The 23,441-nt window shown below is 62.5% G+C and carries 20 protein-coding genes and 1 riboswitch; of the genes, 12 read left to right on the top strand and 8 right to left on the bottom strand.

The features are described from left to right. Nucleotides 1–45: 45 nt before the first annotated feature. Complete coding sequence (locus tag KTAU_RS10435) at nucleotides 46–987, bottom strand: class I SAM-dependent methyltransferase (protein ID WP_151728336.1); 942 nt, start codon at nucleotides 985–987, stop codon at nucleotides 46–48. 367 nt (nucleotides 988–1,354) lie between these two features. On the opposite strand from KTAU_RS10435, the gene KTAU_RS10430 reads away from it, so the two are divergent. Then, nucleotides 1,355–2,401 (top strand): FTR1 family iron permease, encoded by a 1,047-nt coding sequence (locus KTAU_RS10430; protein WP_228026399.1) that lies wholly within the window; start codon nucleotides 1,355–1,357, stop codon nucleotides 2,399–2,401. A gap of 209 nt (nucleotides 2,402–2,610) precedes the next feature. On the opposite strand, the gene KTAU_RS10425 is transcribed toward KTAU_RS10430, so the two are convergent. The 6 genes from KTAU_RS10425 to cofE all read right to left on the bottom strand — a co-directional run bounded on the left by KTAU_RS10425 (nucleotide 2,611) and on the right by cofE (nucleotide 7,603). Next, entirely contained in the window at nucleotides 2,611–3,012 is a 402-nt protein-coding gene (locus tag KTAU_RS10425) for a PPOX class F420-dependent oxidoreductase (protein ID WP_151728335.1), read from the bottom strand. Nucleotides 3,013–3,169: 157 nt separating this feature from the next. Continuing rightward, on the bottom strand, nucleotides 3,170–4,189 hold the full coding sequence (locus tag KTAU_RS10420; RefSeq protein ID WP_151728334.1) for a TIGR03557 family F420-dependent LLM class oxidoreductase: 1,020 nt from the start codon (nucleotides 4,187–4,189) through the stop codon (nucleotides 3,170–3,172). After that, nucleotides 4,159–4,932, bottom strand: coding sequence for a 2-phospho-L-lactate guanylyltransferase (gene cofC, locus KTAU_RS10415; RefSeq protein WP_228026398.1), 774 nt, complete (start codon nucleotides 4,930–4,932; stop codon nucleotides 4,159–4,161). The genes KTAU_RS10420 and cofC overlap by 31 nt, the downstream gene beginning before the upstream one ends. Further along, complete coding sequence (cofD, locus tag KTAU_RS10410; protein WP_151728333.1) at nucleotides 4,916–5,848, bottom strand: 2-phospho-L-lactate transferase; 933 nt, start codon at nucleotides 5,846–5,848, stop codon at nucleotides 4,916–4,918. The genes cofC and cofD overlap by 17 nt, the downstream gene beginning before the upstream one ends. 97 nt (nucleotides 5,849–5,945) lie before the next feature. Then, on the bottom strand, nucleotides 5,946–6,623 hold the full coding sequence (locus KTAU_RS10405; RefSeq protein ID WP_228026397.1) for a nitroreductase family protein: 678 nt from the start codon (nucleotides 6,621–6,623) through the stop codon (nucleotides 5,946–5,948). 185 nt (nucleotides 6,624–6,808) lie between these two features. Continuing rightward, nucleotides 6,809–7,603, bottom strand: a complete 795-nt coding sequence (cofE, locus tag KTAU_RS10400) for a coenzyme F420-0:L-glutamate ligase (RefSeq protein WP_151728332.1) — start codon at nucleotides 7,601–7,603, stop codon at nucleotides 6,809–6,811. Between the two features lie 215 nt (nucleotides 7,604–7,818). Between cofE and KTAU_RS10395 the strand changes: the two genes are divergently transcribed. From KTAU_RS10395 to KTAU_RS10380, 4 genes are all read left to right on the top strand, one after another. After that, the gene (locus KTAU_RS10395; protein WP_069801222.1) at nucleotides 7,819–8,211 is read left to right on the top strand and encodes a DoxX family protein; all 393 of its coding nucleotides are present in this window, start codon (nucleotides 7,819–7,821) and stop codon (nucleotides 8,209–8,211) included. 154 nt (nucleotides 8,212–8,365) lie between these two features. Further along, nucleotides 8,366–8,631, top strand: a riboswitch (FMN riboswitch). A 351-nt stretch (nucleotides 8,632–8,982) separates the two neighbouring features. Beyond that, a complete protein-coding gene (locus KTAU_RS10390; protein WP_170293206.1) occupies nucleotides 8,983–9,777 on the top strand; it encodes an ABC transporter permease in 795 nt (264 codons plus the stop codon). A gap of 135 nt (nucleotides 9,778–9,912) precedes the next feature. Then, complete coding sequence (locus KTAU_RS10385; protein WP_151728330.1) at nucleotides 9,913–10,914, top strand: ABC transporter substrate-binding protein; 1,002 nt, start codon at nucleotides 9,913–9,915, stop codon at nucleotides 10,912–10,914. Between the two features lie 283 nt (nucleotides 10,915–11,197). Next, a complete protein-coding gene (locus tag KTAU_RS10380; RefSeq protein ID WP_151728329.1) occupies nucleotides 11,198–11,902 on the top strand; it encodes an HAD family hydrolase in 705 nt (234 codons plus the stop codon). A 132-nt stretch (nucleotides 11,903–12,034) separates the two neighbouring features. On the opposite strand, the gene KTAU_RS10375 is transcribed toward KTAU_RS10380, so the two are convergent. Beyond that, a complete protein-coding gene (locus KTAU_RS10375; protein WP_151728328.1) occupies nucleotides 12,035–13,543 on the bottom strand; it encodes a cation diffusion facilitator family transporter in 1,509 nt (502 codons plus the stop codon). Between the two features lie 986 nt (nucleotides 13,544–14,529). Between KTAU_RS10375 and argC the strand changes: the two genes are divergently transcribed. The 7 genes from argC (at nucleotide 14,530) to hisA (ending at nucleotide 23,410) form a co-directional block, all read left to right on the top strand. Further along, nucleotides 14,530–15,618 carry an N-acetyl-gamma-glutamyl-phosphate reductase gene (gene argC, locus KTAU_RS10370; RefSeq protein WP_151728327.1) on the top strand — a complete coding sequence of 363 codons (1,089 nt, stop codon included), beginning with the start codon at nucleotides 14,530–14,532 and terminating at the stop codon, nucleotides 15,616–15,618. 199 nt (nucleotides 15,619–15,817) lie between these two features. Beyond that, complete coding sequence (gene argB / locus KTAU_RS10365) at nucleotides 15,818–16,708, top strand: acetylglutamate kinase (RefSeq protein ID WP_112426523.1); 891 nt, start codon at nucleotides 15,818–15,820, stop codon at nucleotides 16,706–16,708. Between the two features lie 263 nt (nucleotides 16,709–16,971). Then, nucleotides 16,972–18,498 (top strand): histidine--tRNA ligase, encoded by a 1,527-nt coding sequence (locus KTAU_RS10360; protein WP_170293205.1) that lies wholly within the window; start codon nucleotides 16,972–16,974, stop codon nucleotides 18,496–18,498. Next, on the top strand, nucleotides 18,495–19,586 hold the full coding sequence (gene hisG, locus KTAU_RS10355; RefSeq protein ID WP_151728325.1) for an ATP phosphoribosyltransferase: 1,092 nt from the start codon (nucleotides 18,495–18,497) through the stop codon (nucleotides 19,584–19,586). Before KTAU_RS10360 ends, hisG begins: the two co-directional genes overlap by 4 nt. Beyond that, nucleotides 19,583–21,961, top strand: a complete 2,379-nt coding sequence (locus KTAU_RS10350) for an HAD family hydrolase (RefSeq protein WP_151728324.1) — start codon at nucleotides 19,583–19,585, stop codon at nucleotides 21,959–21,961. The genes hisG and KTAU_RS10350 overlap by 4 nt, the downstream gene beginning before the upstream one ends. A 76-nt stretch (nucleotides 21,962–22,037) precedes the next feature. Beyond that, a complete protein-coding gene (gene hisH / locus KTAU_RS10345; protein WP_151728323.1) occupies nucleotides 22,038–22,655 on the top strand; it encodes an imidazole glycerol phosphate synthase subunit HisH in 618 nt (205 codons plus the stop codon). Further along, on the top strand, nucleotides 22,652–23,410 hold the full coding sequence (gene hisA, locus KTAU_RS10340) for a 1-(5-phosphoribosyl)-5-[(5-phosphoribosylamino)methylideneamino]imidazole-4-carboxamide isomerase (RefSeq protein ID WP_151728322.1): 759 nt from the start codon (nucleotides 22,652–22,654) through the stop codon (nucleotides 23,408–23,410). Before hisH ends, hisA begins: the two co-directional genes overlap by 4 nt. Nucleotides 23,411–23,441 lie beyond the last annotated feature (31 nt).

Raw genomic sequence — 23,441 nt, 5'->3', positions numbered from 1 at the left:
GAGAGCAGGTGCAGTGAGTAGGGGGCCTCAGCCCTGCTGGACTGCTCAGGGCTTGCGCCCGTAGGCGACGATAAAATGATGGCAGGATTTCAGCTCGTTCCATTCCTTCATGGTCGTCTCAAGCAGTGCAAGATAGTCTTCACGCGATAGCCCAAAACGCGCTGTCACCGGTCCACACATAGCCAGCGCCACCTCGCGGAAGTCGAGTGCCAGCAGAGAGCCAAGACGCCCTCCCCAGTCTCCCAGCGGCACCTCCACCACATGGCGCTCAACCTCGACCAGGCCAGCCTCAGCCAGATAGAGATCCAGAGAACGTGCCACTACTCCCTCAGCATCCAATCCTCGCAGAGCTACCAGTTGCAAGATAATCTGCCGCAGCTGCTGACCCGCAGGCCCCGAAGGGATCACTTCTGGATTAAGCTCCAGCAACTCGACCCAGCCGCCGGGGGCCGTCACTCGTGCCAGTTCCTTCACAGCTCCTGGCCAGGCGGTCAGCGGTAGGGCCGAGTGAAGTAGCCGCTGATGAACAAAGTCGAAACTGTGATCAGCGAAGGGAAGGCCCTTGAGGATATCGCCTGAGACAAAGCGATAGTTCGGTGGAGGGGCGGTCGAGTTCTTGGCCGCTTCGACGTCTAACCCGACAACGGTGGCCTGGGGGTATTCCCGCGCCAGCTCGTAGGCCCATTGCCCCGTACCGCAGCCTACATCAAGAATCTGGCGTGGCTGACGAAGCGGGGCCAGATAGTTCCTTTTCAAGATGGCTCGCAGCACATAATGCTGAAAGTCGAGCCGATTGATCTCCTGGAGATCCTTGGGCAGGACATATGGCTGCTCATCCAGATAGCGTCGTCCATCGCTATCACCCAGATGCGGCAAGGTCACTTCGCCTGCCCATGTGCGTGGGCGCACCGACTGTGGGCTGCTCTCGGTGAGGGGAGAAGCTGCCGGCGCTGCAGCGGGTTTGCGTCGGAAGAACCACCAGCGCATGTTTTCCTCTCTTACTCCTTTCTTTCCAGCGTGCCCCTCCACTCGGCTGGGAGAATGCACGGCTCTGGCTCACAACACTTCTCAGTTTAGGAAAGAGGAGATGGATATGTCAATTCAGATATATAGAGATAGTGCGTGGCCTACAATTTTAACGCATTTTTAATGCACGCCCCGGTAATGATGCGGAGGAGTCTTCAGAAAGCCGGTCTGCCCCTTGACAAAATCGATTAGGAAATGCTAATATCCGAGTGCATCACTAAGATATTAGCCTGTCCTAATATTGGAGAGGGCAGCAAGCGGATCAGCGAAGCGAGACACGTCACAACCGGGTAGAGAGAAGAAGGAAGAGACGAAAGGACTTGCTGGAGTGAGGTACTTACAAGCCTACTTTACCGGGAGTCTTCTACAGCGTATCATCCGCGCAGTACTGCTGCTGGCTGGATTGGTGATTGTCGCGGCTCTTGTCTGGCAAGGCATTACGGCCCAGGGCAATCCCGACCCCACTGTACCGCATCTGAGTCCGGGCGCGGCTATTTTGGATACTGGTTTGCTGGTGTTTCGGGAGGGGCTTGAGACCATCCTTGTGCTGGCGGCGATTACGGCCAGCATGATGGGAAAGCACGACAAATATCGCCGTCCGATTGCGACTGGAGCCGGGCTAGCTCTTCTGGCGAGCCTGGTCACCTGGTTTGTAGTGGTCGGTATTCTCAGCCGGGTAAACGCTCCTGAGCTGCATATCCAGGCTGCTACAGGTCTGCTGGCAGTTATTGTCCTCCTCATTATCATGAACTGGTTCTTCCACCGTGTCTACTGGACCGGCTGGATTTCCTTCCATAATCGTCGGCGGCGCAGCCTGCTGAGCCTGGGCGAAGATGAAGAAGCGCGTATTGTCTGGGGCATGGTCGTCCTGGGCTTCACCTCGGTCTATCGAGAAGGCTTCGAGGTCGTGCTCTTCCTGCAGAATCTGCGCATGCAGGTTGGTTCAGGTATTGTTCTCATTGGCGTCTTGATTGGCCTGGCCTTCACAGCCAGCGTCGGAGCGCTGACATTCGTGGCTCACCATCGGCTGCCCTACAAGAAGATGTTGATCCTGACGGGCGTGTTGCTGGGCGTAGTGCTGATCGTGATGGTGGGGGAGAGCATTCAGGAAATGCAGCTGGCGGGCTGGCTTGGTACTACCCCTGTTCCTTTGCCCATTCCTGACTGGATGGGTCTCTGGTTCGCGGTCTTCCCCAACGTTGAGGGGCTGGTGGCTCAGGCTCTGGCGGCCATCCTGGTCATTGGGTCCTACTTCCTGGCCGAGTATGTCCGTGTCTGGCGCCCGCGCCGGCTCGGCGAGCGTCCTGCCGTACGCCCCGAGGCCCCTCCGGCTGTCGAGGCTGCTGCCCCGGCTACGGAGGTCTCCTCCTCATAAGGGGCTGTTGACGGTAGCAGCCTGACCTGAAAGCCACAACTTCACCACCACCCTACCATGCCACGGGGGGAGGCCAGAGAGTGGGAACAGGTCCCATTGCTCTGGCTTCTCCCCGTCTGTTGGCCTGACCTGGCCTGCCCCGCTTTCCCTTCAGATCAGACATCCTTCTCCGCCAGCCTGCCTTAGCGACCTCACCGGGGGCCTAACCCTTAGAAGTGTTCGAGGACCTGCTCGCAAGCGAGCCGCACGGTCACTCGCTGCTCCCTGCTGAAGTGTTCCATCTGCTGGCGTGCCTTTTCTTCGCCATCGTAGTAGCGCGCCAGGCGATAGATATCGGCCTGAGCCACCGTCGGGTCATCGATGAGGCGCACCCGACCGCTGATCGTGACATAGCGATAGCCATCCTCAACGCATAGGGAGACCCGCGGGTCTCGGCGCATGTTTCGCTCCTTCACCCGTCCCACCTTCGTATTCATAAGGATCTCGTCTCCATCGAGCAGAAACCACATGGTGGTCAGGTGAGGGGAGCCGTCGGCGTTCACTGTACCAAGGACGCCAAAGCGCGGCTTCTCTTGTAGAAAGGCGCGTGCGCGCTCTGAGAGCGCAGCCATCGATTGTCTGCCTCCTTCATCCTATTGTGCTGACAGATGCTGGTCGCGCAAGCCCCCAGCCCCTGGCGGCCAATTCCGACCGTGGCCAGGAATTGGGGGCTTGTCAGGTAGGTGTTCACCCGTTCGCTGGCTGAGTCAGTAGAGGCAACCCACCTTCTCAGGAGGTAGGAGCCTGCCGCGAGGTTGTTGCCGGCTGGCGTAGAGCTGGAATAACGGCTTCGCCGTAGGCTCGGATAAAACTGCTCTGGTCCCGTCCTACGTTATGGACATGGACCTCGTCGAAGCCGAGATCAAAGAAGCTCTGGATATGACGTCGGTGCTCTTCCAGGTCAGGCGAGATCAAGACGCGGCCCTGGAAGTCCTCGGGGCGCACCAGCTGGGCAAAGGCTTCAAAGTCCTCCGGCGAGCGAATATCTTGCTTCGGGGCCTTGATGCCCCCGTTGGGCCACTCCTTAAGGGCGTTGTTGACGGCCTCTTCGTGGGTCGGTGCCCAGGAGACGTGCAGCTGGAGCAGGCGCGGCATCGTGCTCGGGTCCTTGCCGGCCTCGCGCGCTCCCTTCTCAAAGCGCTCCAACAGCATTTTGAGCTTTTCAGGCGGCGCAGCCGGCGTGATCAGGCCATCGCCCAGGCGTCCAGCAGTCTCTGCCGCTTTAGGACCGGAGGCCGCTACCAGGATTGGCGGTGGCGTCTCCGGGCGCGTGTAGAGGCGAGCACTCTCCATGCGCAGGTGCTTACCGCTGTAGCGGACCTTTTTGCCGCTGAAGAGCAGTTTGATGATCTCGATTGACTCGATCATGCGCTCCAGACGGATCGGCGCCTCGGGCCACTCACCACCGACGACGTGCTCGTTCAGCGCTTCGCCGGTGCCGATTCCCAGCCAGAAGCGCCCGGGGTACATGGCTGCCAGGGTCGCTGCGGCCTGGGCAATGATGGCCGGATGGTAGCGATAGGAGGCGCAGGTGACGCCTGGGCCGAAGGTCAGCTTCTGCGTGGCCAGCCCGAGGGCGCCCATCCAGGACCAGACAAAGGGACTCTGCCCCTGGGTCGGCGTCCAGGGATGGAAGTGATCAGCGGCCATGACGCCACCGAAGCCAGCTTCCTCGGCCTCCCGGCACCAACGCAGGAGGTCGCTAGGATGGAATTGCTCTAAGGCTGCGGAATATCCAACGACTGGCATGGTGTCATCTCCCTGAGACAATGCGAGGAGGACCTGGCGGTCAGCCAGCGCTCGACCAGACCCGAGCGCTGAAGGTCCTCCGGAGTATCGATGTCGAGAGCCAGCCCCGGACTCTCATAGCGGCTATAGGCGAGGTGGCGACGCTGGGAAGCCTCGCAGTAGCGTCGGAAGCTCTCTTCCCCGAACAGATAGGGCAGCACTAAGGGAGGTCGCAGCAGCAGGGCATTCGTGCCCTGACCGTCGTGGGCTGGCGCCAGCACTACCGGATAGCGCCGGCCTTGCGCCAGCAGCGCTGCGACCTCCTCGCTCTTGAGCAGCGGGAGATCGGCGGAAATGGTGAGTAGCGTCGCCACCCCTTCGGTCCGCAGGCGCCGGGCCGCGGCCTCCAGCGCTGCGTTGTGCCCTGGTTGCTCCTCGGGCCATCCCTCTGCTCCCCAGCTGACAGCACAGGCGCGCACGCGCTCGTCGGCGCTCACGATCACAATTCTGGAGAGCTGGCCGCTGGCCTGCAGTGTGGCCACAACGTGGTGGAGCATGGTCAGCACCAGCTGGGCACGCTGGGCAGGTGGTAAGTAGCCCGCCAGCCGGCTCTTCGCCGCCGCCAACCCTTTCACAGGGATGAGCGCGCTGCAGCGAGATGAAAAGGCCGCCACCTGTTCTCTCCCTTGCTCTTCTTCCTGTTGAGCCACCACGGTAGTCGCCACTCCCGAACCGTTTGTTCCCGGACTAGACGGCACGTGCACAGCTGTGCAGCACCTCGCGCGCCAGATGAATCTTGGCCTCGTTATCGCGCATGATGGTGTCAGTGACCAGCACACGCGGGCCAAGGGCCTCTATGGCCGGAGCCAGGGCTGCGTCTTGCTGGTCGATGACCATGACATCCAGAAAGTCGGCGTAGCAGCGGGCCACACCCAAGGCGGAGACCTCGCATCCGAGGCCGCGCATGAGCTTATCCGCCGGCCCTTTGAGAGGAGCGCCGCCGACGATGGGACTGATGGCGGCCACGGTGGCGGAGGTCTCCTGCAGCGTTTCGCGCACGCCGGGCAGGGCCAGAATGCTGCCGATGCTCACAATAGGGTTGCTTGGGGCAAGCAGCACCGCCTCGGCCTGGCGCAGCGCCTCAAGCACGCCTGGGGCTGGTCTGGCTTGCTCGAGGCCGACAAAAACGACGCCCTGCACCTCATCCATACAGCGTCGCTTGACCATGTACTCTTGAAAATGGAGCAGGCCGACGGGGGTCTGAATATGCGTCGCCACTGGGTCATCGCTCATGGGCAGAATACGCAGCGTCAGCCCAAAGAGGCGGCGCAGCTCATCGGTCACCTCGCTGGGCGTGCGTCCCTGGCGCAGGCGCAGGCTGCGATGGATATGCGTCGCCAGATCGCGATCTCCAAGCAGAAACCAGTCTTCGTGGCCATAGCGGGTGAGCTGCTGCATGACATGATAGGTGTCGTCGCGAATGCCCCAGCCGTGGCGCTCGTCCACGACGCCGGCCAGCGTATAGATCACAATATCGATATCGGGCGAGACATGCAGTCCATAGAACTGGCGATCATCGCCCGTGTTGACGATGGCGGTGACCTCCGCAGGCGGAACCACCTGGACGACGCCCTGTAGAAAGCGCGCTCCCCCAACGCCACCGGCGAGCACAACAATCATGGCTCTCTCGCTACTCCCTTCTCTTCTCTTGCTCTGGCTGCCTCAAAATGCCGTTGCATCACTGGCTGCCTGCTTATGCCTGCCGTTCCCACCGCTCTCACTGTCCTGGCTGCTCGCCGTCGCTCTGACTATCGAGACGAATCACGAGAGTCTCCAGGGGCAAACGAGGCCGTCGTTTGGGGTCGGCAGCAGCATAGCCCAGAGTGATGAGCGCCTGGGGCTGCAGGCGCCGATCCAGATCGAGCGCCTCACAGACGACGGCGGGGCAGAAGAGGGGGGCACACATCCAGCCTGTATCAAGGCCCAACTCGTAGGCCATCAAGAGCATATTCTGTACGGCAGCGCCCAGACTCTGAATCGCCATGATGCGCTCACTCTCCTGGCGCTCGGCATCAGGATAGCGATCCAGGTCCTCCAGATACAGGCAAGGAAGAATCAGCACCGGAGCCTGTCGGATACGTTGGCGCGATTTCTCCAGCCGTACAGCGATGACCTCCTCCGGCTGCTGATCTAGCCGTAGCTGGGCCTCCCAGGCTGCACTCATTCGCTCAATCAGCCGCTCTTTGCGCTCCCGTCCGCTGAAGACAACGAAGCGCCAGGGCTGGCGGCCATGCGGCGAGGGGGCCCAGCGAGCAGCCTCTAAGATCTGCTCCAGCAGAGCCTCGGGAACCGGGCGCTCCTGGAGGGCGCGCACACTGCGTCGGCTCCGCAAGAGCGTCAGCAGGTCGCCGGCACGCTGGGAGACGGTCACAGCTCGTTCACAAGCAGTTGTCACGGCTCGTTCGCTCTACCTTCTCTGTTTGTCAGCAAGACGACCCGGCGGACCCGGCGGCGGAGCCAGCGCGAGTCAGCGATGGAGGCTCCGCCTATCCCGGCCAGCTTGATCGCCACGAAGGGCAGGAAACAAGGCACGCTGGAGATCTATCTCCTAATGGTCGCCTGGTCAGGTCTGGCAGAAGGCTAACGAAACAGATCGCTGGCCGCATCGCGCAGCAGCGGTCCAACCCCACCCTCCGTGGGGATATAGGTGTAGCCGCGGATCAGCGCGACAGGCACGCCAGCACTCTTCCCCATCACCAGCTCAGCAGCCGCTGCGAGCTCATCGGCGACAGCAATGGCGCTGACGCGCAGCTCGCGGCCATAGGCATCAGGCTCGCCGCGATAGTCTCTGATCGGCTCCAGCCCGGCCACACCGATAGCCATGTTCACCTGGCCATTGCGCCAAGGCCGCCCCCAGGTGTCGGAGATGATGACCGCCAGCTCCTCCAGCGGCTCGCCTTCTGACGACCGGTGAGAGGCCGCCGAAGCCGCCAGGGCCAACAGACGTTCCCGCAGCGTCCGCGCCGAATGGTCGGGATCGCGCGGCAAGAGGCTCACCTGGTGCTGGCCAGAGAGATTGGACTCATCCACACCGGCATTGGCACAGACAAAGCCGTGGTGCGTCTCACAGATGAGTACACCGCGATCCATGCGCACCAGCCGCCGCGTCTCCTGCAGAATCACCTCCACATGGCGGGGGTCCTTGCCAGTCTCACGCGCGATTGTCAGAGCGAAAGCTGAGGGGGTCACCTCCTCCAGCTGGACCAGTCGCCCTTCAGCTTTCGAGACAATCTTTTGGGTGACCACCAGGATATCGCCATTGGCCAGCGTCACCCCCTGGGCCTGCAGGGCCGCAGAGATGAGAACCCCCAGGTCACTCCCTGGGGTGATGTCGCCAATACCTGTGACGGGGATGATCCGTAGTTCCGCGCCCATACATCCTCCTGGGTGAGTATTATATTTCGCAACTCGCTCCTTCTGCAAATGAGCCGTCCGCTACCAGTCCAGGGCCTGGACTGGCAGCGCCGTGAGCCAACGGACTACAATGAAAGAAGAGAGCGGGGCGAGCGGGCTTGACAGCCCCTGGCCCTTGCTGCATGCATACACCCACTGCGCACGCTAGCGCGAGAGAGAGGAGATGAAATACACCTATGATCCGAGCACTGGCACGTTCACTGTTGGCAGTGATCTTCATCAAAGGGGGAGCAGACGCCTTTCTTAATCCCGGAGGCCGCCCGGCGCGGGTCGCACGCTTTGGCGTTCCTCAGCCAGAGCGTGCCGTCGTGCTCAACGGCGCCACGATGGTGGTTGCTGGCAGTGCCCTCGCTCTGGGTTGGTTTCCGCGTCTGGCCGCCGCCGTCCTGCTCGCCTCGTTGGTCCCTACGACCATCGTCGGCCACCCGTTCTGGCAGGAGCGTGATCCCCAGACCCATCAGGCTCAGCAGACGCAGTTTTTCAAGAATCTGGGGCTGATGGGGGGCCTGCTGCTCGTGCTGCTCGAAGAAAGTGGGGCGAAGGCGGCACAGACCGGCGCCCAAGGCTAAGCCCAGCAGCGCAGGCACTCGTCTGGGAGTGGCCAAGAAGAGGACGGCTCCCGCTCCAGGCGGGTCGCGCTGACGTGACGGCTTGCTGGCCATCCACACACGCCCTCTTGCACCGCTCCTGCGCTCTGTGTCATAATATCGACAAAGACGAAAACAAGACCTTCGGGGCAGGGTGCAATTCCCGACCGGCGGTATGGCGGCTACACGCCAGCAGGCTAACACACCTGCGTGTTCCCTACTATGCCACAGCCGCGTGTGAGCTGCCGAGCCCGCGACTCGCTGCGCGTCGTTGAGAGTGGCCAGACTGGCCGTCAGGACGAACCACCCTGATGGCCAACAGGCTACCGGTGACCGGCGCCAGCGATGGATTCGGTGAGAGGCCGAAGCCGACGGTAACAGTCCGGATGGGAGAAGGCTTGGTATCTCGCGAAACGGACGAGTTGATCCTCCGCTTGCTACCAGCAGCAGGCGACTGGAGCAGCGCAGCCGACCGGTCAGACTGGTCACGCTCTCCGTCAGCGCTTTCCTGCGTCTCCCTCACATGCTCCCCGGGTCGGTTGAACTGACAGTGTGACTGTTGTTTCCCTGGACGTGACCGTGCAGGTCCGTGTGTACTGCGGTCCGCCGCGGGAGCAGCTGCGGCGCTGTCACGAGAACGGATCACCGAGGGCCATGATGGGTATCGACACTTCTACCTCAGCCAGAAAGCAGCTCTCTCTCGATCTGCCTCGCCAGGGCCTGCAGAGAGAGGCCGCGGAGCAGACAGGTCTCATGAGCACGCAGGCCACCAACGTCCAGAAGGCCCGCCGTCGACAGGCTACAGCCCTGGCCCTGGTACCCCCCCTGTTGGTGGCAATCGTGCTGCTGGGCCTGTGGTACTTCGGCAGTGCCTACGGGCATATCAATCCACTCTTCTTACCGTCCCCTGCCGACGTCTGGCAGCGCCTGCTGGACGGCTTCAGCTCCGGCCTCTTCGAGGCCAACGCCCTGGCCACCATTGAAGAAAGTCTCCTGGGTTTCCTACTGGCGGTCCTCATCGGGCTGCCGCTGGGCTATGGCCTGGCCAAATCACGCCTGATCGCCGCTACCATCCAGCCCTACCTGGCTGCCGGACAGGCCATCCCGGCTATCGTCATCGCCCCTTTCCTCGTGCTCTGGCTGGGCTATACCTTGCTTCCGACGGTCATTCTGTGTATGCTGGTAGTGCTCTTTCCAATGGTGATCACCACAGCACTGGGTGTGCGCACCATCGATCGCTCCATTGTGGATGCGGCGCGCGTTGACGGGGCCGCCGGCTGGTCATTGCTGACCGCAATCGAGTTTCCCCTGGCGCTGCCAGCCATCCTGGCAGCGGTGCGCACTGGGCTGACGCTCTCGATCACCGGCGCCCTGGTGGGCGAGTTTGTCGCCGGCGGCAATCAGGGGCTAGGGGGCCTCATCTTGCAAGGACAGCATCAATATGATACACCGTTTATGTTCGCAACACTGGCGTTGCTCGCCGCGCTGGCGGCAGTCTACTACGGTCTTGCCTGGCTGCTGAGCAAACTGGCCGAAGCCGTCTATTAAAGGTCCCGCTTCGGCCTCCCTACCACACTGCTCGGCGCCGCTGGCCAGCCAGCGTGCCGCTCCTATGCCCAGTCAGTCGCTCACCCACGACAAGCAAGCTCTGTTGTGTTGTATGTATGGGGGATTTTGTGCCTTATGCGGAAGATCACGCATTTTGTGTTTGTTAGTTGCCTGCTTGTATTTTTCCTCTTGCTCGGTGCCTGTGGCCAGTCGGCAGGGCAAGGCTCGTCCGCATCCAATGGGGAAAAGACGCTGACGGATGTCACCATCGGTCTGGGCTACATCCCGGATATTCAGTTCGCGCCCTTCTACGTCGCCCAAGCCAAAGGCTACTACAGCCAGGCAGGGCTGAACGTGACCTTCAATCATGGAATCGTCACCGATCTTGTCGGGTCGATGGTGGCGGGACGCAACACCTTTGTCTTCGCCAGCGGCGATGAGGAGCTGACGGCTCGCAGCAAGGGAGTGCCAGCCGTCAACGTGGCCACCATCTTCCAGCGCTATCCGGTCTGTCTGATCGTGCCGGCAGACTCGCCGATCCGCACGCTGGCTGACCTAAAAGGCCACAGCGTCGGGGTGCCTGGCCCCTATGGCGCGACCTATGTCGGGCTGCTGGCGCTACTCTACCACGAGCACCTGAGCGTCAACGACATTCACCTGCAGTCCATTGGCTTCACTCAGGTTGCCGCCTTGCTTGGCCATAAGGTCGACGCTGTGATGGGCTATTCGAATAATGAGCCACTGCAGCTGCGCCGTCAGGGCTTTCCCGTGCGCACCTTTGAGGTCTCGGACTACCAGCCGCTGGTTTCGAACGGCATCGTGACCTTGCAGACCACCTTGCGTCAGCAGCCACAAATGGTGCGGGCCTTCGTGCAGGCAACGCTGCGGGGGCTGCGCGAGGTCATTGCCAATCCCGAGGAGGCCCTGCAGCTGAGCAAGAGCTATGTGCCCGGCATGGACCTTGCCAGGGCCAGGGACGTGCTGCAAGCGACGATCCCTATCTGGCGTGGCACTGGCCACCTTGGCTACAATGATCCTGCCACCTGGCAGGCCACGGCCACCTTTATGGCCGCCCTGAAGCTGATTCCGGCTGTGCCCGATGTCAGTGCCGCCTATAGCAACCAGTTTGTAGCCTAGCGAAGAAAGCTCGCCCCTGGACCTGGTCTGAAGAGCGAGGAGCGTGGACGTCTGAAGCAGACAGCGTCAGAGCCAGGGCAGACAGACTGCCCGCTTGATGTGGTATGCTTAAGGCAGAGCTATCAGCCTCACCCGACCCTGCGCGATCCGGCCCCGGCTCAGGGGTGCAGCAGGTCGGCGCGGCCTATTTTTGCCTGTGATTGGGCAACGCTCCTGCGGAGGGCGGCTTCACGCCTGCTCGTGACCACGCCTGACTCGGGAGCGCTGCCCGGCCAAGGAGGACATGATTACTGCCCTGATTTTCGACTTCGATGGTCTCATTCTCGAAACAGAGGTGCCGGAGTTTTTGGCCTGGCAGGAGATTTACGAGCGCTACGGCCAGCGCTTCGAACTGGAAGCCTGGCTCCCCTACATCGGCATTGGTCCCACTTCCAACCCCTTTGATCCCCTACGCGAGCTAGAGCGTCGCCTGGGGCGTTCTTTCTCTCTGGAGGAGCGCGAGTCGCTGCGGCTAAGCCGGCGAGAGCGCTGCCGCCAGCTCCTAGAAGGGCAGCCCGTAGCCGAGGGGGTGCTGGACTACCTGGAGACGGCTCAGCGGCTTGGTCTGCGTCTGGGAGTGGCCTCCTCCTCATCGCGGCGCTGGGTTGTGGGCCATCTAGAACGTCTCGGCCTCCACTCACGCTTCCAGTGTATCTGCTGTGGCGACGATGTCCAGGTGACCAAACCTGACCCGGCGGTCTATCTGGCGGTCTTGAGCTGCCTGGGAGTCAGGGCTGAGGAGGCCATCGCTTTGGAGGATTCGCCCAATGGGGTGCGTGCGGCACGGCGGGCGGGCATCTTCTGTGTGGCCATCCCCAGTGTGCTCACCCGCCATGCTCCCTTCTCCGATGAAGCCACGCCCGATTTGCAACTGGAGACTTTGAGCGCGCTCTCTCTGGAGGAACTCCTCCAGCGGGTCGACGCCTTGCGGGCCAGCAAACAGCGCTGATCTCTTCCGCTTGCTTGAGAGGGACCTGCCACAGACGGTGGCCGGCCACCGTTCCGTTCCCCGCTCGCAGTCAGACGGAGCGTAGTGAGGCGGCGTGGCGGTCTGGCCTGGAAGGAAGAGGGGATCCGGCGATCACTCCGGCGGCTCCGTATGGATAGCGACCGAGCCGAGGCGGGGATACTCTTGACGCAGGGCGCGCTGCACCTCCTCGGCTTTGAGATGGGCCTGGCTCAGCGGTATCTCGGGGGCACAGGTGATATGGAGGACAAGATCCAGCTCATCCTCGCGCCCGTTTGCGCTTGCCAGCCTTTCGCCTTGTCGCCGCCCCTTGCAAGGCTCAGCCCCGGTGGCTCGCTCCTCTGCCCGGCAGGAGCGGTAGAGGTGAATGTCGTGAGCGCTCCCTGGGCCGGCCACGGCATCGGCAAGCTGGCGAATGTGCTGGACCATCTCAGGATAGTCGCTTGTTACATCCTGGCGTCGCTCGATCGTCGCGGTTGGCGCTTCCAGGTGCGTGGTGACACGCTGCAACTGGGCATTGCCACGCAAGACCGCCTCTTCAAGACGCGTGGCCGCCGCATGCGCGCTGGCCAGGTCCATATCGGCCTCCACTTCGATGTCAAAGTCTGCCTCCAGCTTGCCCCCTACCTCGCGCACGCGAATATCGTGGGCCCGAATCCCCTGCTGTTGGGCCAGATAGTGGATCTGCTCCCGCACTGTCTCCTCGGCGCTGGCCACCGGCTCCAGATGAACGACCACATCAGCCTCCGCCTGGGGAGCGTGAGCATGTACCCCAGCGATAGCGGCCTGCTCGACGCGCTCGCTGAGAGCATGCGTCTCCTCGAACGTGAAAGAGCGTGGGGCGGCCACCACCACATCGGCGAAGATCTTATTGCCAGCGCGGCGCACGCGTATCCGCCGCAGCTCTCTGACTCCCTCAACTTGCCGGATGGCTGCCTCCAGGTGCTGCAGCAGCTTCTCGGGGGCACGATCGAGCAAGGCGTCAACCGTCTCGCGCGTCAGGCGCAGCGCTACGTAGATCACGATCAGCGAGACCCCAAGCGCGGCAATGGCGTCAGCTTGCTTGACCCAGGATGGCAGATGCCAGAGCTCGGCCAGGCGCAGGACCAGCAGGCCCGCAATGACAATGGCAGAACTCCAGATATCGGTGCTGAAGTGGAGGGCATCGGCCTCCAGGGCCTGGCTGCCTAGACGACGTGCCACGCGCAGCAGGGCACGCGAGCGAGTAATGTCGACAGCAATCGAGATGGTCATTACCAGGAGCGCCAGGATGCTTGCCTCGACATGGCCTTCCCCTAGAATCAGGCGGCGCAGGGCTTCATAGATGATCCAGAGAGCAGTAGCCAGCAGCAGGATGGCCTCGAAGAGCGCTGAGAGGTTCTCGATCTTGGCATGGCCATAATTATGGGTGGCATCGGCGGGCCGGTCAGCGACCCGGACCGCCAGGAAGGTCATCAGAGCCGCCGCCAGGTCCAGGCCGGAGTGGGCCGCCTCAGCCAGGATTCCCAGGCTGCCGCTGAGCAAACCAGCTACGAGCTTGAGGGCGGTCAGCCCAACCGCCGCCCCCACCGAGGAGAGCGCGACAAGCATCTTCTCCCGATGTGCCTCTCGTGCTGCGAACATACGCTTCGTTCCTCATCCTCATCTGTCAGTCAGTGCTCATAATGGAGATGGGTGGGTGGCCGGCCACGGCGGGTGCTTTTGGCCGCTCGCCGCTGCCGCCAGGCAGCACACCCCCAGTAATATACCCGATTGTCGGCTCAGTAGAAAAGGGCAGGAAAGGAAGGAAAACCGCAGCTCTTTCATCCAGTGGTTGACAACGCAAGCCACTGCTGCTATCCTTTAGAACAATAACAAGTGCATACAAGTCTGTCCCGCGTTGAGCGAAACCAGTATGAGTCCGACGACCAACAGCGAGCCGAAGAGCGGTGAGAGTTCGGCAGGGACCCGTCGGCTCAGAACCCGTTCGTGAGCGGCTGGCCGAAGAAAGTCCAGGTTGCCGCGTTTTCTCTTGCTCGCCGCAAGAGAGAGACGGTCGGCTGTGGGCAAGTAGGCCAGGTGGGTGGTCCCCACGCAGCAGTATAACCAGCAAGAGTGGTCACAGCACAGTTCGTCACGATGAGGTGAGGAATCTCGGGTGCTGGCATGAGCAGACTGCAGCGCTGGCCCGTTGGTGGCGTGGTCGACTGACGGAGGGCCTGGGGGAAGCGAGCTGGCTACGTTGGATCGGCTCAGCAGGCGGCAACAACAGGCGGGACGTTGGGGGTGGGTAGAACCAGACAGCGAGCAAGACGGTGGATGAGCGCTCTGCTGTCGCCTGAGTAGAGCGGAGCTGCAGACCACTGCGCTGCCAGGCCGAGGCTGCGCTGCAGGTGGTGACAAGCAGGGTGGTACCGCGGGAGCGTTTCTGTCGGCTCTCGTCCCTTCGATGCATGGTGGTCAGGGACGAGGGCGTTTTTATTTGGTTTCTCTGACCGGCTGGCTTCTCGGAGGGCTGGCGGGCAGTTGCGCCGCCATGTCGAGATGGCGGCCACCGTCAGGCCAGTCGGCCAGCGCGTATGCAGCCCTCGTTCCTCGCTACAGCCCAGGAGTTCAGGAGCGTGTTGTCAATGGTGAGCGTTTCGATTCTCAATGTTACCAGCTATACCGGTCTGGAGCTGCTGAGGCTGCTGGCCAATCACCCTCACTTTCGCGTCACTTCGGTGACAGGGCGCAGCGCTGCTGGCCAGCGCCTGGGTCAGGTCTTTCCCCAGTTGTACGCATTGGCCGGTGGCGCCTGCCAGGAGGAGGCACGCCACCTGGCCGAGTTGGAGATTATGGAGGAGCCAGAGGCAACAGAGCTGGCTTTTGTCTGTCTCCCCCACGCCGCTGCCGCCGAGGCGGTCCAGGCTCTGCTCCAGCGCGGCACGCGGGTGGTGGACCTCTCCGCTGATTTCCGCCTGCGCAATCCTTCCCTCTATCAGGAGTGGTACAAGCATACGCATCCGGCTCCTGCCTTGTTGGAGCAGGCCGTCTATGGATTGTGTGAGCGCTATCGCGAGCGTATCCGCACAACGGCGCTGGTGGCTAACCCTGGCTGCTATGCGACGGCGATCATTCTGGCCCTGCTGCCAGCTCTGTCGGCGGGCCTCGTCAGCCGGGACCTGATCGTCGATGCGAAGTCAGGAGTAAGCGGGGCCGGGCGCGGCCTGCGCCTGGATACCCACTATGCCGAGGCCAATGAGGATTTGAGCGCCTATAGCCTCGGGGGGCACCGCCACTGGCCCGAGATTGTGCAAGAGCTAGAAACGGCGGCCCGCGCCGCCGGCCAGACCTATGAGTCGGGCCTGCGCCTGACCTTTGTCCCCCACTTGACACCTATGACGCGTGGCATCCTGGCTACCTGCTATGCGGAGCTGCAGCCCGATGGCTCTGGCCGCCTGCCAACCAGCTCCCAGGTCCAGGCGCTCTACCGTGACTATTATGCTGGCGAGCCGTTTGTTCACGTTGTTGATCAACCGCCACATACGAAGTGGACCTATGGCAGTAACCATTGCCTGCTGTATGCCACAGTGGATGAGCGCAGCGGGCGGCTGCTGGTGCTCTCCTGCCTCGACAATCTGGTCAAGGGTGCCTCCGGGCAGGCACTGCAAAATGCCAACTGCATGTTTGGCTTCGATGAGCGCTGTGGCCTGCAGGGGGGAGCAATCTATCCTTGACACGCTTATATGCGAGTGGAACGCTCCTTCGCTCCCCGGTCCACCGCTGACTCAGGCGGCAGAAGGCCAGCACCTGATCTGACTGGGCAAGCGCAGGAAGCAACCCACCCGCGTTGAAAGAAAGGGCAACAACGTTACAGTCCTGCCGGCGCCGGCTGAAATGTGTTTGACGACGGTCTGACGAGGAGTTAGCAGAGAGATGGCTATTGCGTTTTCTAGGACACCTGATGGAGATATCATTAGTGATCATCATCTCATCGCCGAGGTTTTACGCGAGGCGCTTCCATATATCGATTACCTCAAGGGGAAAATCCTTGTGATAAAATTGGGGGGGAGCACGCTGGAGCACCAGCAGGTGGTCTTACAGGATATTATCTGGCTCAGCGCCCTCGGCGCCAGGCCGGTCCTGGTGCATGGTGGCGGCCCCTATATTAATGAGTGGCTCAAGCGCTTGCAGATCCCCACCCGCTTCGAAAATGGTCTGCGGGTGACCGATGCCCAGACGCTGGAAGTGGTGCGCATGGTGCTGTTGGGGCAAGTCAATCAGGGGCTGGTCCTGATGGCTTCGCAGATGGGCGGTAAAGCCATTGGCCTGTGTGGGACCGATGCTGGTCTGGTACGCGCGCGGATCGCGGATGAACGTCTGGGCTTTGTCGGCGAGGTCGAGGAGGTTGATCCCACACTGGTGCAGGTGCTGGTCGAGCAGGGGTATATTCCAATTATTGCGCCCCTTGGTCAGGGGCCTGACGGCACCTGCCTCAATATCAACGCGGATGTTGTAGCGGCCCACCTGGCGGGCGCCCTCAATGCCGAGAAGCTGATTTTCTTGAGTAACGTGGTGGGAATCTGTCGCCCCGATGGCAGCCTCATCTCGGAGCTGACAGAAGAGGAGGCGCTGCGTTTGATCGACGAGGGCGTGATCCAGGGCGGCATGATCCCCAAGGTCGCAGCATGCCTGGACGCCCTGCGCTCTGTGCCCCGCGTGCATATCGTCGATGGCCGCGAGCCTCATGTGCTGCTGCGTGAGCTGTTCACCGATCAAGGGGCGGGAACGATGATTGTGCGAGGAACACGCCAGCCATCGGCCTAGCGCGACCGGTGCTTTCCTGCCCTGGCCTATCGGAGCGGAGCTTCGAATGGGTGCGCCGGACGAGTACCAGGAGAGAGGAGAAATGGCGCACCCATCTATCTGCCCAGGCGCGCATCCGGGCCGCAGGTCCAGGGAAGGACGTATGAAAGTGGCGCCTTGCTTGTGCTCTCCCTGGCGCGGCGCACCCCGGGCCTGCAGCGGTCCGCCTGGCAGACTGGTTACGGGGGACCGGGCATGACTCTAGTGGGGGAATGAGAGTTGCTATGAAGAAGCGTATCGAGCGCCTGCGCGGGATGCATGATGTGCTGCCCGAGGCCTACCGTCGGCAGTCGCAGGTGGTGGATCGCGTGCGCGCTCTGTTGGAGAAGGCCGGCTACGATCCGGTGGATACGCCGGCGCTGGAGCGCAGCGACCTCTTCCAGGCGAGCTTCGGTCAAGAGGCCTGGCAGAACCTCTATGCCTTCCAGCTCCACCAACGCGAATTGTGTCTAAGACCGGAATATACCGCCTCAATCTGCCGTCTCTATTTAGAACATTATCAGCAGTCCCCGCTGCCGTTGCGCTTTCAGTACGTCGGACCAGTCTTCCGCTACGAGGCGCCGGGACGGGGACGCTACCGGCAGCACACGCAGCTGGGGGTCGAGCTCTTTGGCGGCCAACCGCTGCGCGCCGATGGCGAAATCGTGCAGCTGGCTTGCGATATTTTGCATGAACTGGGCATCACCCGTTACCGTCTTGAGCTGGGCCATGTCGGGGTCGCCAGCGGCTTTATCGAGCGCCTGCATCTGGATGTTCAGACAGCACGTCTGCTCCTGAGCCTGATGGAGCAGATCAGTCGTTCCCCAGAGGGAGAGCAGGCGGCACAGGCCCGTCTGGAGGCGCTCTATCCCGAGCGGTCGCTCACTCCCTCGCTGCCGGCAGCTGAGGCCGCTCGAGGGCGGCGCCTGGCCAGCTCCGATGGTTCGAACCAGCTGGTGGCAGCACTCCTGAACAGCTTCAGCCTGCCATTCGGCGACGAGGACAGCCGCCGTGAGATTGTCGAGCGCTTTCTCTGGAAGATTGGGCGCAGTGAGCAGCGGGCGCTGGTCTTTAGCGCGCTGGAGTTTCTGCGCCGGCTGCGGGCGCTGGCCGGCCCACCGCCCGAAGTTTTTCAGGAGCTGCGCCAATTGCTCCAAAGCTATCAGCTTGATGACGACCCGCTGGAGGAGCTAGAGCAATTGGTGACCACGCTGATGGAGGTGACAGGGGTTGACCGCCGGCAGATTACGCTCAATCTGGCCCTGGGGCGCGGGGTGAGTTACTATACGGGCTTGCTCTTCGAGATCCATGCCAGCGATGAGGAGGGCCTCGACCTGCAGTTGTGCGGCGGAGGACGCTATGACCATCTCGTCGAGGCAGTCGGGGGGACGCGCGGAGTGCGCGCGTGCGGTTTCGCCTTTGGCCTGGAGCGACTCATCTCTTCGATGCCTGCCAGCCAGTGGCATCAGCCTGGGCGGACGCAGGCACTGGTGATCCCGGTTGGCAAGCATGATCTGGCCTATGCCTGCCATGTGGCGCGCCTGGCCCGCAGCGAGGGCGGCATCATCGCAGAGCTAGATGTGAACGCCCGTGGAGTCAGTAATGCTCTGCGCCAGGCTTCCCAGCGCGGCTTCCGGCTGGCTCTGATCGTCGGTGAGGAGGAACGCCAGGCCAACACGATCAGGCTGCATGATCTGCTCTCGGGGAAGGAACGCCTGGTTACTTACCGTGACCTGGCCGTGGCCCTACGGGAAGGAGGGGATCGAGCATGAGCGCGTCGCGAATGGCTCCGGCCCCAGAATTGCCCCAGCTGCGCCTGGCCTTGCCTGGGAAGGGAACGCTGGAGGCGGCCACGCTAACCTTTCTCGCCGAGTGTGGTCTCAAGGTCCAGCGCAGCAATCCGCGTCAGTATCTGGCGCGCATCAGCAGCCTACCGGAGCTGGAGGTGGTCTTTCAGCGTGCCGCAGACATCCCAGCCCTGGTGCACGATGGGGACGCCATTCTCGGGATCACGGGCTACGACCTCTTCGCCGAGTACCGCGGGACCGATGAAGAGGCGGAGGAAAATGAGGAGAGCGATGACGATCTGATGGTGTTGGAGCGTGATCTCGGTTACGGCTCCTGCCGACTGGTGGTGGCGGTGCCCGAGACCTGGATCGATGTCAATACGTGCGCTGATCTCTGGCATCTGGCGGGCTACTATCAGGCCCAGAAGGGCCGGGGGCTACGCATCGCCACCAAGTACCCGGCTTTGACGCGGCGCTTTCTACGCCGCTACGGCATTTCTCACTGCCGGATCGTGATGCCACACGGGGCCTTGGAGGCCGCACCCCTGACGGGGGTCGCCGATTTGATCGTCGACCTGACGGAAACGGGCACGACCTTGCGTGAAAACCATCTGAAACTGCTTGAAGACGGTATTGTACTGCGCTCCCAGGCGTGTCTGATCGGCAACGTGCGCCTGCTGGCCGAGCATCCCCAGGCTCTCAAGGTCGCCCGCCTGCTTTTGGAACTGATCACCGCCCGCCTGCAGGCGCGCAACCGCGTTCTGCTGACGGCCTATGTGCCGGGAAGTGGTGAAGAGGTCAGTTCATTGTTGAGCATGCACCTCAAGCGGTTAGTCCCAGGATTCGAGTACCATATTGGCAGCTCGGAGTCGACGGACGATCCACAGGCCCAGCGCTGCCGCGTCTCGGGGGTGATTCGCATGGGTGAGGCCGTGGCGGACTTGCTGGAGATCATCACCGCTCTGCGCAGCGTGGGGGCCGAGCAGATCGACGTGACGCCGCTGGCGTACCGTTTCGGCCAGGAACCGGCCAGCCTGCGGCAGTTGAGCGAGAGGATGGCGCGACGACGGTGAAGACGCTGATTGTCTTTGATTTAGATGGAGTCATTACCAGCGAAGAGGCCTACTGGGACGCGGCGGGTCTGACCTTGCATGAGCTACTCTACAGCCCCCGCTACTGGAATGTGACAGGTCAGGGCGACTACGCGCCGGTGACCGACCCCGAGGAGAGTCGTCGCCTGAGCCGGGCCACGCTGCCGGAGGAGGAGATTCTTCTCTACAAGGCCCTGGCGATCAACTCGAACTGGGACACCTGCTATGCGGCAGTCTGCTGGCGTCTGATTGCCCTGCTGGGGCAGCTGTCTCCTGCCGACCGCGAGCCGCTCCTGCCACTGCAGCCCTGGGAAGAGGTCTGGCTGGCCCGCCTGCGCCAGGCGCTGACCGCCCGGCGCGCTGCTTCCGACCAGGAGCCGGTGCTCCTGACGGCCAGTGGACCCCCCTTCGCTGAGACGCTCTTCGCCGGCGTCATGGGGCTGGATCTGCTCAATCGCTACGATGCCTACGCGAGCGCCAGGTTGGGTCTGCCCATCGAAGGAGTATTTTCGCGCCTCAGCCCTTTTTGGGATTTCTGCCGCTCGCTTTTCCAGGAATGGTACCTTGGGGAGGCGCTCTACAGCCGTACCTATGGCCACCCTCCTGCTCAGACGGGCAAACCGGGCTGTATCCATTTCGAGCGCCCATTGCTGCCTCCCGAGGCACTCAGGGAGACGTTGGATAGCCTGCGGAGGTCGGGCTATGAGCTGGGTCTGGCTACGGGTCGAGTCTATCAGGAGGCCGCGCTGCCGCTGCAAGCCTATGATCTGCTTTCGTGCTTCGAGGCTGAACACATCTGTACCTATGATGCAGTCGAGATGGCAGAGGCCGGGCTGCGGCGCCAGGGCGATACCACCTTGCTGAGCAAACCCCACCCCTTCCAGTTTCTCTATGCCCTTGATCATCGCGGCCCCACTGCCGAGGAGCTGGCGCGCAGCAAGCCTCCATTCATCGTGGTTGGCGATTCGTCAGGGGATATGCTTGGCGGGCGTGCCGCTGGCGCCTTGACCGTGGCGACGCTCAGCGGAGCACGCAGTGAGGAGGCGCGGCGGCGCCTGCTGGCCTGTGAGCCAGATTTTGTGATTGAGGATGTGCGTCAGCTGCCTGCGCTGCTGGCCAAGGTGGAGCGACTGGAGACGATCCAGCATCTGCAGTTTGAGGCTCGCGACAAGGCGGAGCGTCTGCTGCGCCTGTGGTTCGCCCGTCAGCTCGATCTGCTGACCGGGCAGGTGACACTGACGCCGCGCCCTGTCTCGCTGAATTCGTTTAACGGTACCTACGAGCAGGACGGCGAGCGCTACTTTTTCAAGACACATGTGGAGGAGCAAAGTGCGCTCTCCGAGTATTACCATGCCGAGCTGCTGCACGAGGCAGGCTACAACATGGTGCTGCCTCTGCGTGTGGTCCGCCAGGAGGGGCGCCAGATGGTCATTTATCCACTGGTGCGCTGGCCGGTGATGTTCGATTTGATGCGCGCTGTCGAGACGGGGGCACCCTCCCCAGTCCCAGCACAGACCCTGGTGGCCGCCGAACGCCGCGCCTGTGAGCGCCTGCTGGAGATTTACCGCGCCACTGGGCGTCTCAGCAGCGCGGATGAGCATGCCACCGCGCCGGTTCATCAGCTCTTCTGGCATCGACTGACCGGCGGGCGTCTCAGCAGCTTCTACCGTGGTCAGGCCATCCCGCTGCCAGGATCTGGCGGCTCTGATCAGGAAGAAATTCGCTTTGAGGATCTGCTCAGGTGCCGCTGGGTGGTCAATGGGGAAGCGCTCTCGCGCACGCTGGGGGAGCTGCTGGAGGAAGCCCAGAACCGACTCCACCCGCGACAGGCGGCGCTGACAGTCATCGGGCACGGAGATGCCCACTTCGGCAATGTCTTCCTGGAGGACGAACGCGACTATCTCTACTTTGATCCGGCTTTTGCGGGTCGGCATGCAGCGCTGCTGGATGTGGTCAAGCCGCTCTACCACAATGTTTTCGCCAGCTGGATGTACTTTCCTCGGGAGACGGCTCAGGCCCTGACGCTGAGCGTAGCCCTGCGCCGTGGCAGGGATGGCGAGCGGCTTGAGGTCACGCATACCTATCAGCCAGCGCCCATCCGTCAGGCGATTCTGACAACGAAGCTCCGCACTTTGCTGCGTCCCCTACTCACCTGGCTCAGGGATGAGGGGGCCTTGCCCGCCGACTGGGAGCGCCGGCTGGCTCTGGCCCTGCTCTGCTGCCCGCTGCTGACTATCAATCTCCTGGATCGCGGGCGCATCCCAGCAACGGTCTGCTGGCTGGGGCTGACACAGGCGGTGACACTGGGCAATCTCGGCCTGCTGCCCTGGCATGAGCTCCTGGTAGACGGCGGTTGAAGAAGAGAGCGCCGTGTGAGATCTTGAGCAGAGCGTCTGGACAGTTTGAGGAGAGAGAAGAGGAAGAGCGACGACTATGATCGCTATTATTGACTACGGGGCTGGCAATCTCCGCAGTATTCAGAAGGCCCTGGAGCATGTCGGCGCGCAGGCCACGGTGACTGCAGATCCGGCCACAGTGGCACGCGCGCGGGCAGTGGTGCTGCCAGGGGTTGGCTCCGGCGGGGCCGCTATGCAGCGTTTGAAGGCCACCGGCCTCGATGAAGCTATTCGGGAGGCTACGGCCCGCGGGCGACCGTTCCTGGGCATCTGCCTCGGGATGCAACTGCTGGCCGAACACCATGCGGAAGGCGAGGTTGAGGGCTTAGGCCTCTTCGCCGGTGAGGTCCGGCGTATTCCCCAGGGGCCGAAGATCCCACACATGGGTTGGAACCAGGTCCAGCCCCTCCGCCCGGACCTGCCTCTATTTAAAGGCATACCTGCCGGGGCCTTCTTCTACTTCGCTCACTCTTATTATGTTGAGCCGCGTGATCCCTCTGGCGTGGCTGCCGTCACCGACTATGGCACGCCCTATTGCAGCGTCATTGTCAGTGACCACCTGTGGGGAACGCAGTTCCATCCCGAGAAGAGTGGAGCGATGGGGCTACGCCTGCTGGCGAACTTCGTACGCTGGGTGGGGGAGCGTGTTCCATGATCGTCTTGCCCGCCATTGATTTGCGCGAGGGGCGCTGCGTCCGTCTCTACCAGGGTGATTACCGCCAGACTACGGTCTATAGCCACGACCCAGTGGCGGTGGCCCAGCGCTGGCAGGAGGCCGGGGCGCGCTGGCTGCATCTGGTTGATCTGGACGGTGCGGCCCAGGGCCAGCCGGTTAATCTGGCTACTGTCGAGCGGATTCGGGCCGCTACCACGCTACAGATTGAGCTGGGCGGCGGCCTGCGCGATCTGACCAGCATCGAGCACGTGCTCTCTCTTGGTATTGAGCGCGTGGTGCTGGGGACCAGCGCCGTACGGCAGCCTGCTTTGCTGGCTGAGGCGCTGCAGCGCTGGGGCGAGCGTATCGCTGTGGGATTGGATGCCCGAGCTGGCCTGGTGGCGGTGGCCGGCTGGCAGCAAACGGAGCGCATTGCCGCCGTGGAGCTGGCCGCCCAGTTGTGCGCGCTGGGTGTGGCCCGCTTTATCTACACCGATATCGCACGCGATGGAACGCTGGGCGGGCCGAATCTGGAGGCGCTGCAGGCTATGCAGCAGGTGGTGAGACAGGCCCGGCCCGCGCGGGCTTTGATCGCCTCCGGGGGAGTGCGCTCATTGGAAGATATCCGCTCGTTGGCTCGCCTGGGAGTCGAGGGGGTCATTATCGGGAAGGCCCTCTATACGGGAGATGTGGACCTGACGGCGGCCCTGGCCTGCGCCGCGTCTTGCGAGCCGATGACGGAGTCCGGGGCCTGATCACACCGAGTGGAGCTGAGTATATAAGGAA

The organism is Thermogemmatispora aurantia (assembly GCF_008974285.1).
Taxonomy (GTDB): domain Bacteria; phylum Chloroflexota; class Ktedonobacteria; order Ktedonobacterales; family Ktedonobacteraceae; genus Thermogemmatispora; species Thermogemmatispora aurantia.
Note: the sequence above shows the minus strand (reverse complement) of the source record. Positions and strands in the feature narration are given on the sequence as shown.

What these genes read in the sequence shown, in the direction of transcription:
- KTAU_RS10435 (WP_151728336.1), bottom strand. Translation starts at nt 987, where the DNA reads ATGCGCTGGTGGTTCTTCCGACGCAAACCCGCTGCAGCGCCGGCAGCT.
- KTAU_RS10425 (WP_151728335.1), bottom strand. Translation starts at nt 3,012, where the DNA reads ATGGCTGCGCTCTCAGAGCGCGCACGCGCCTTTCTACAAGAGAAGCCG.
- KTAU_RS10420 (WP_151728334.1), bottom strand. Translation starts at nt 4,189, where the DNA reads ATGCCAGTCGTTGGATATTCCGCAGCCTTAGAGCAATTCCATCCTAGC.
- cofD (WP_151728333.1), bottom strand. Translation starts at nt 5,848, where the DNA reads ATGATTGTTGTGCTCGCCGGTGGCGTTGGGGGAGCGCGCTTTCTACAG.
- cofE (WP_151728332.1), bottom strand. Translation starts at nt 7,603, where the DNA reads ATGGGCGCGGAACTACGGATCATCCCCGTCACAGGTATTGGCGACATC.
- KTAU_RS10395 (WP_069801222.1), top strand. Translation starts at nt 7,819, where the DNA reads ATGATCCGAGCACTGGCACGTTCACTGTTGGCAGTGATCTTCATCAAA.
- KTAU_RS10390 (WP_170293206.1), top strand. Translation starts at nt 8,983, where the DNA reads ATGAGCACGCAGGCCACCAACGTCCAGAAGGCCCGCCGTCGACAGGCT.
- KTAU_RS10385 (WP_151728330.1), top strand. Translation starts at nt 9,913, where the DNA reads ATGCGGAAGATCACGCATTTTGTGTTTGTTAGTTGCCTGCTTGTATTT.
- KTAU_RS10380 (WP_151728329.1), top strand. Translation starts at nt 11,198, where the DNA reads ATGATTACTGCCCTGATTTTCGACTTCGATGGTCTCATTCTCGAAACA.
- KTAU_RS10375 (WP_151728328.1), bottom strand. Translation starts at nt 13,543, where the DNA reads ATGTTCGCAGCACGAGAGGCACATCGGGAGAAGATGCTTGTCGCGCTC.
- argC (WP_151728327.1), top strand. Translation starts at nt 14,530, where the DNA reads ATGGTGAGCGTTTCGATTCTCAATGTTACCAGCTATACCGGTCTGGAG.
- argB (WP_112426523.1), top strand. Translation starts at nt 15,818, where the DNA reads ATGGCTATTGCGTTTTCTAGGACACCTGATGGAGATATCATTAGTGAT.
- KTAU_RS10360 (WP_170293205.1), top strand. Translation starts at nt 16,972, where the DNA reads ATGAAGAAGCGTATCGAGCGCCTGCGCGGGATGCATGATGTGCTGCCC.
- hisG (WP_151728325.1), top strand. Translation starts at nt 18,495, where the DNA reads ATGAGCGCGTCGCGAATGGCTCCGGCCCCAGAATTGCCCCAGCTGCGC.
- hisH (WP_151728323.1), top strand. Translation starts at nt 22,038, where the DNA reads ATGATCGCTATTATTGACTACGGGGCTGGCAATCTCCGCAGTATTCAG.
- hisA (WP_151728322.1), top strand. Translation starts at nt 22,652, where the DNA reads ATGATCGTCTTGCCCGCCATTGATTTGCGCGAGGGGCGCTGCGTCCGT.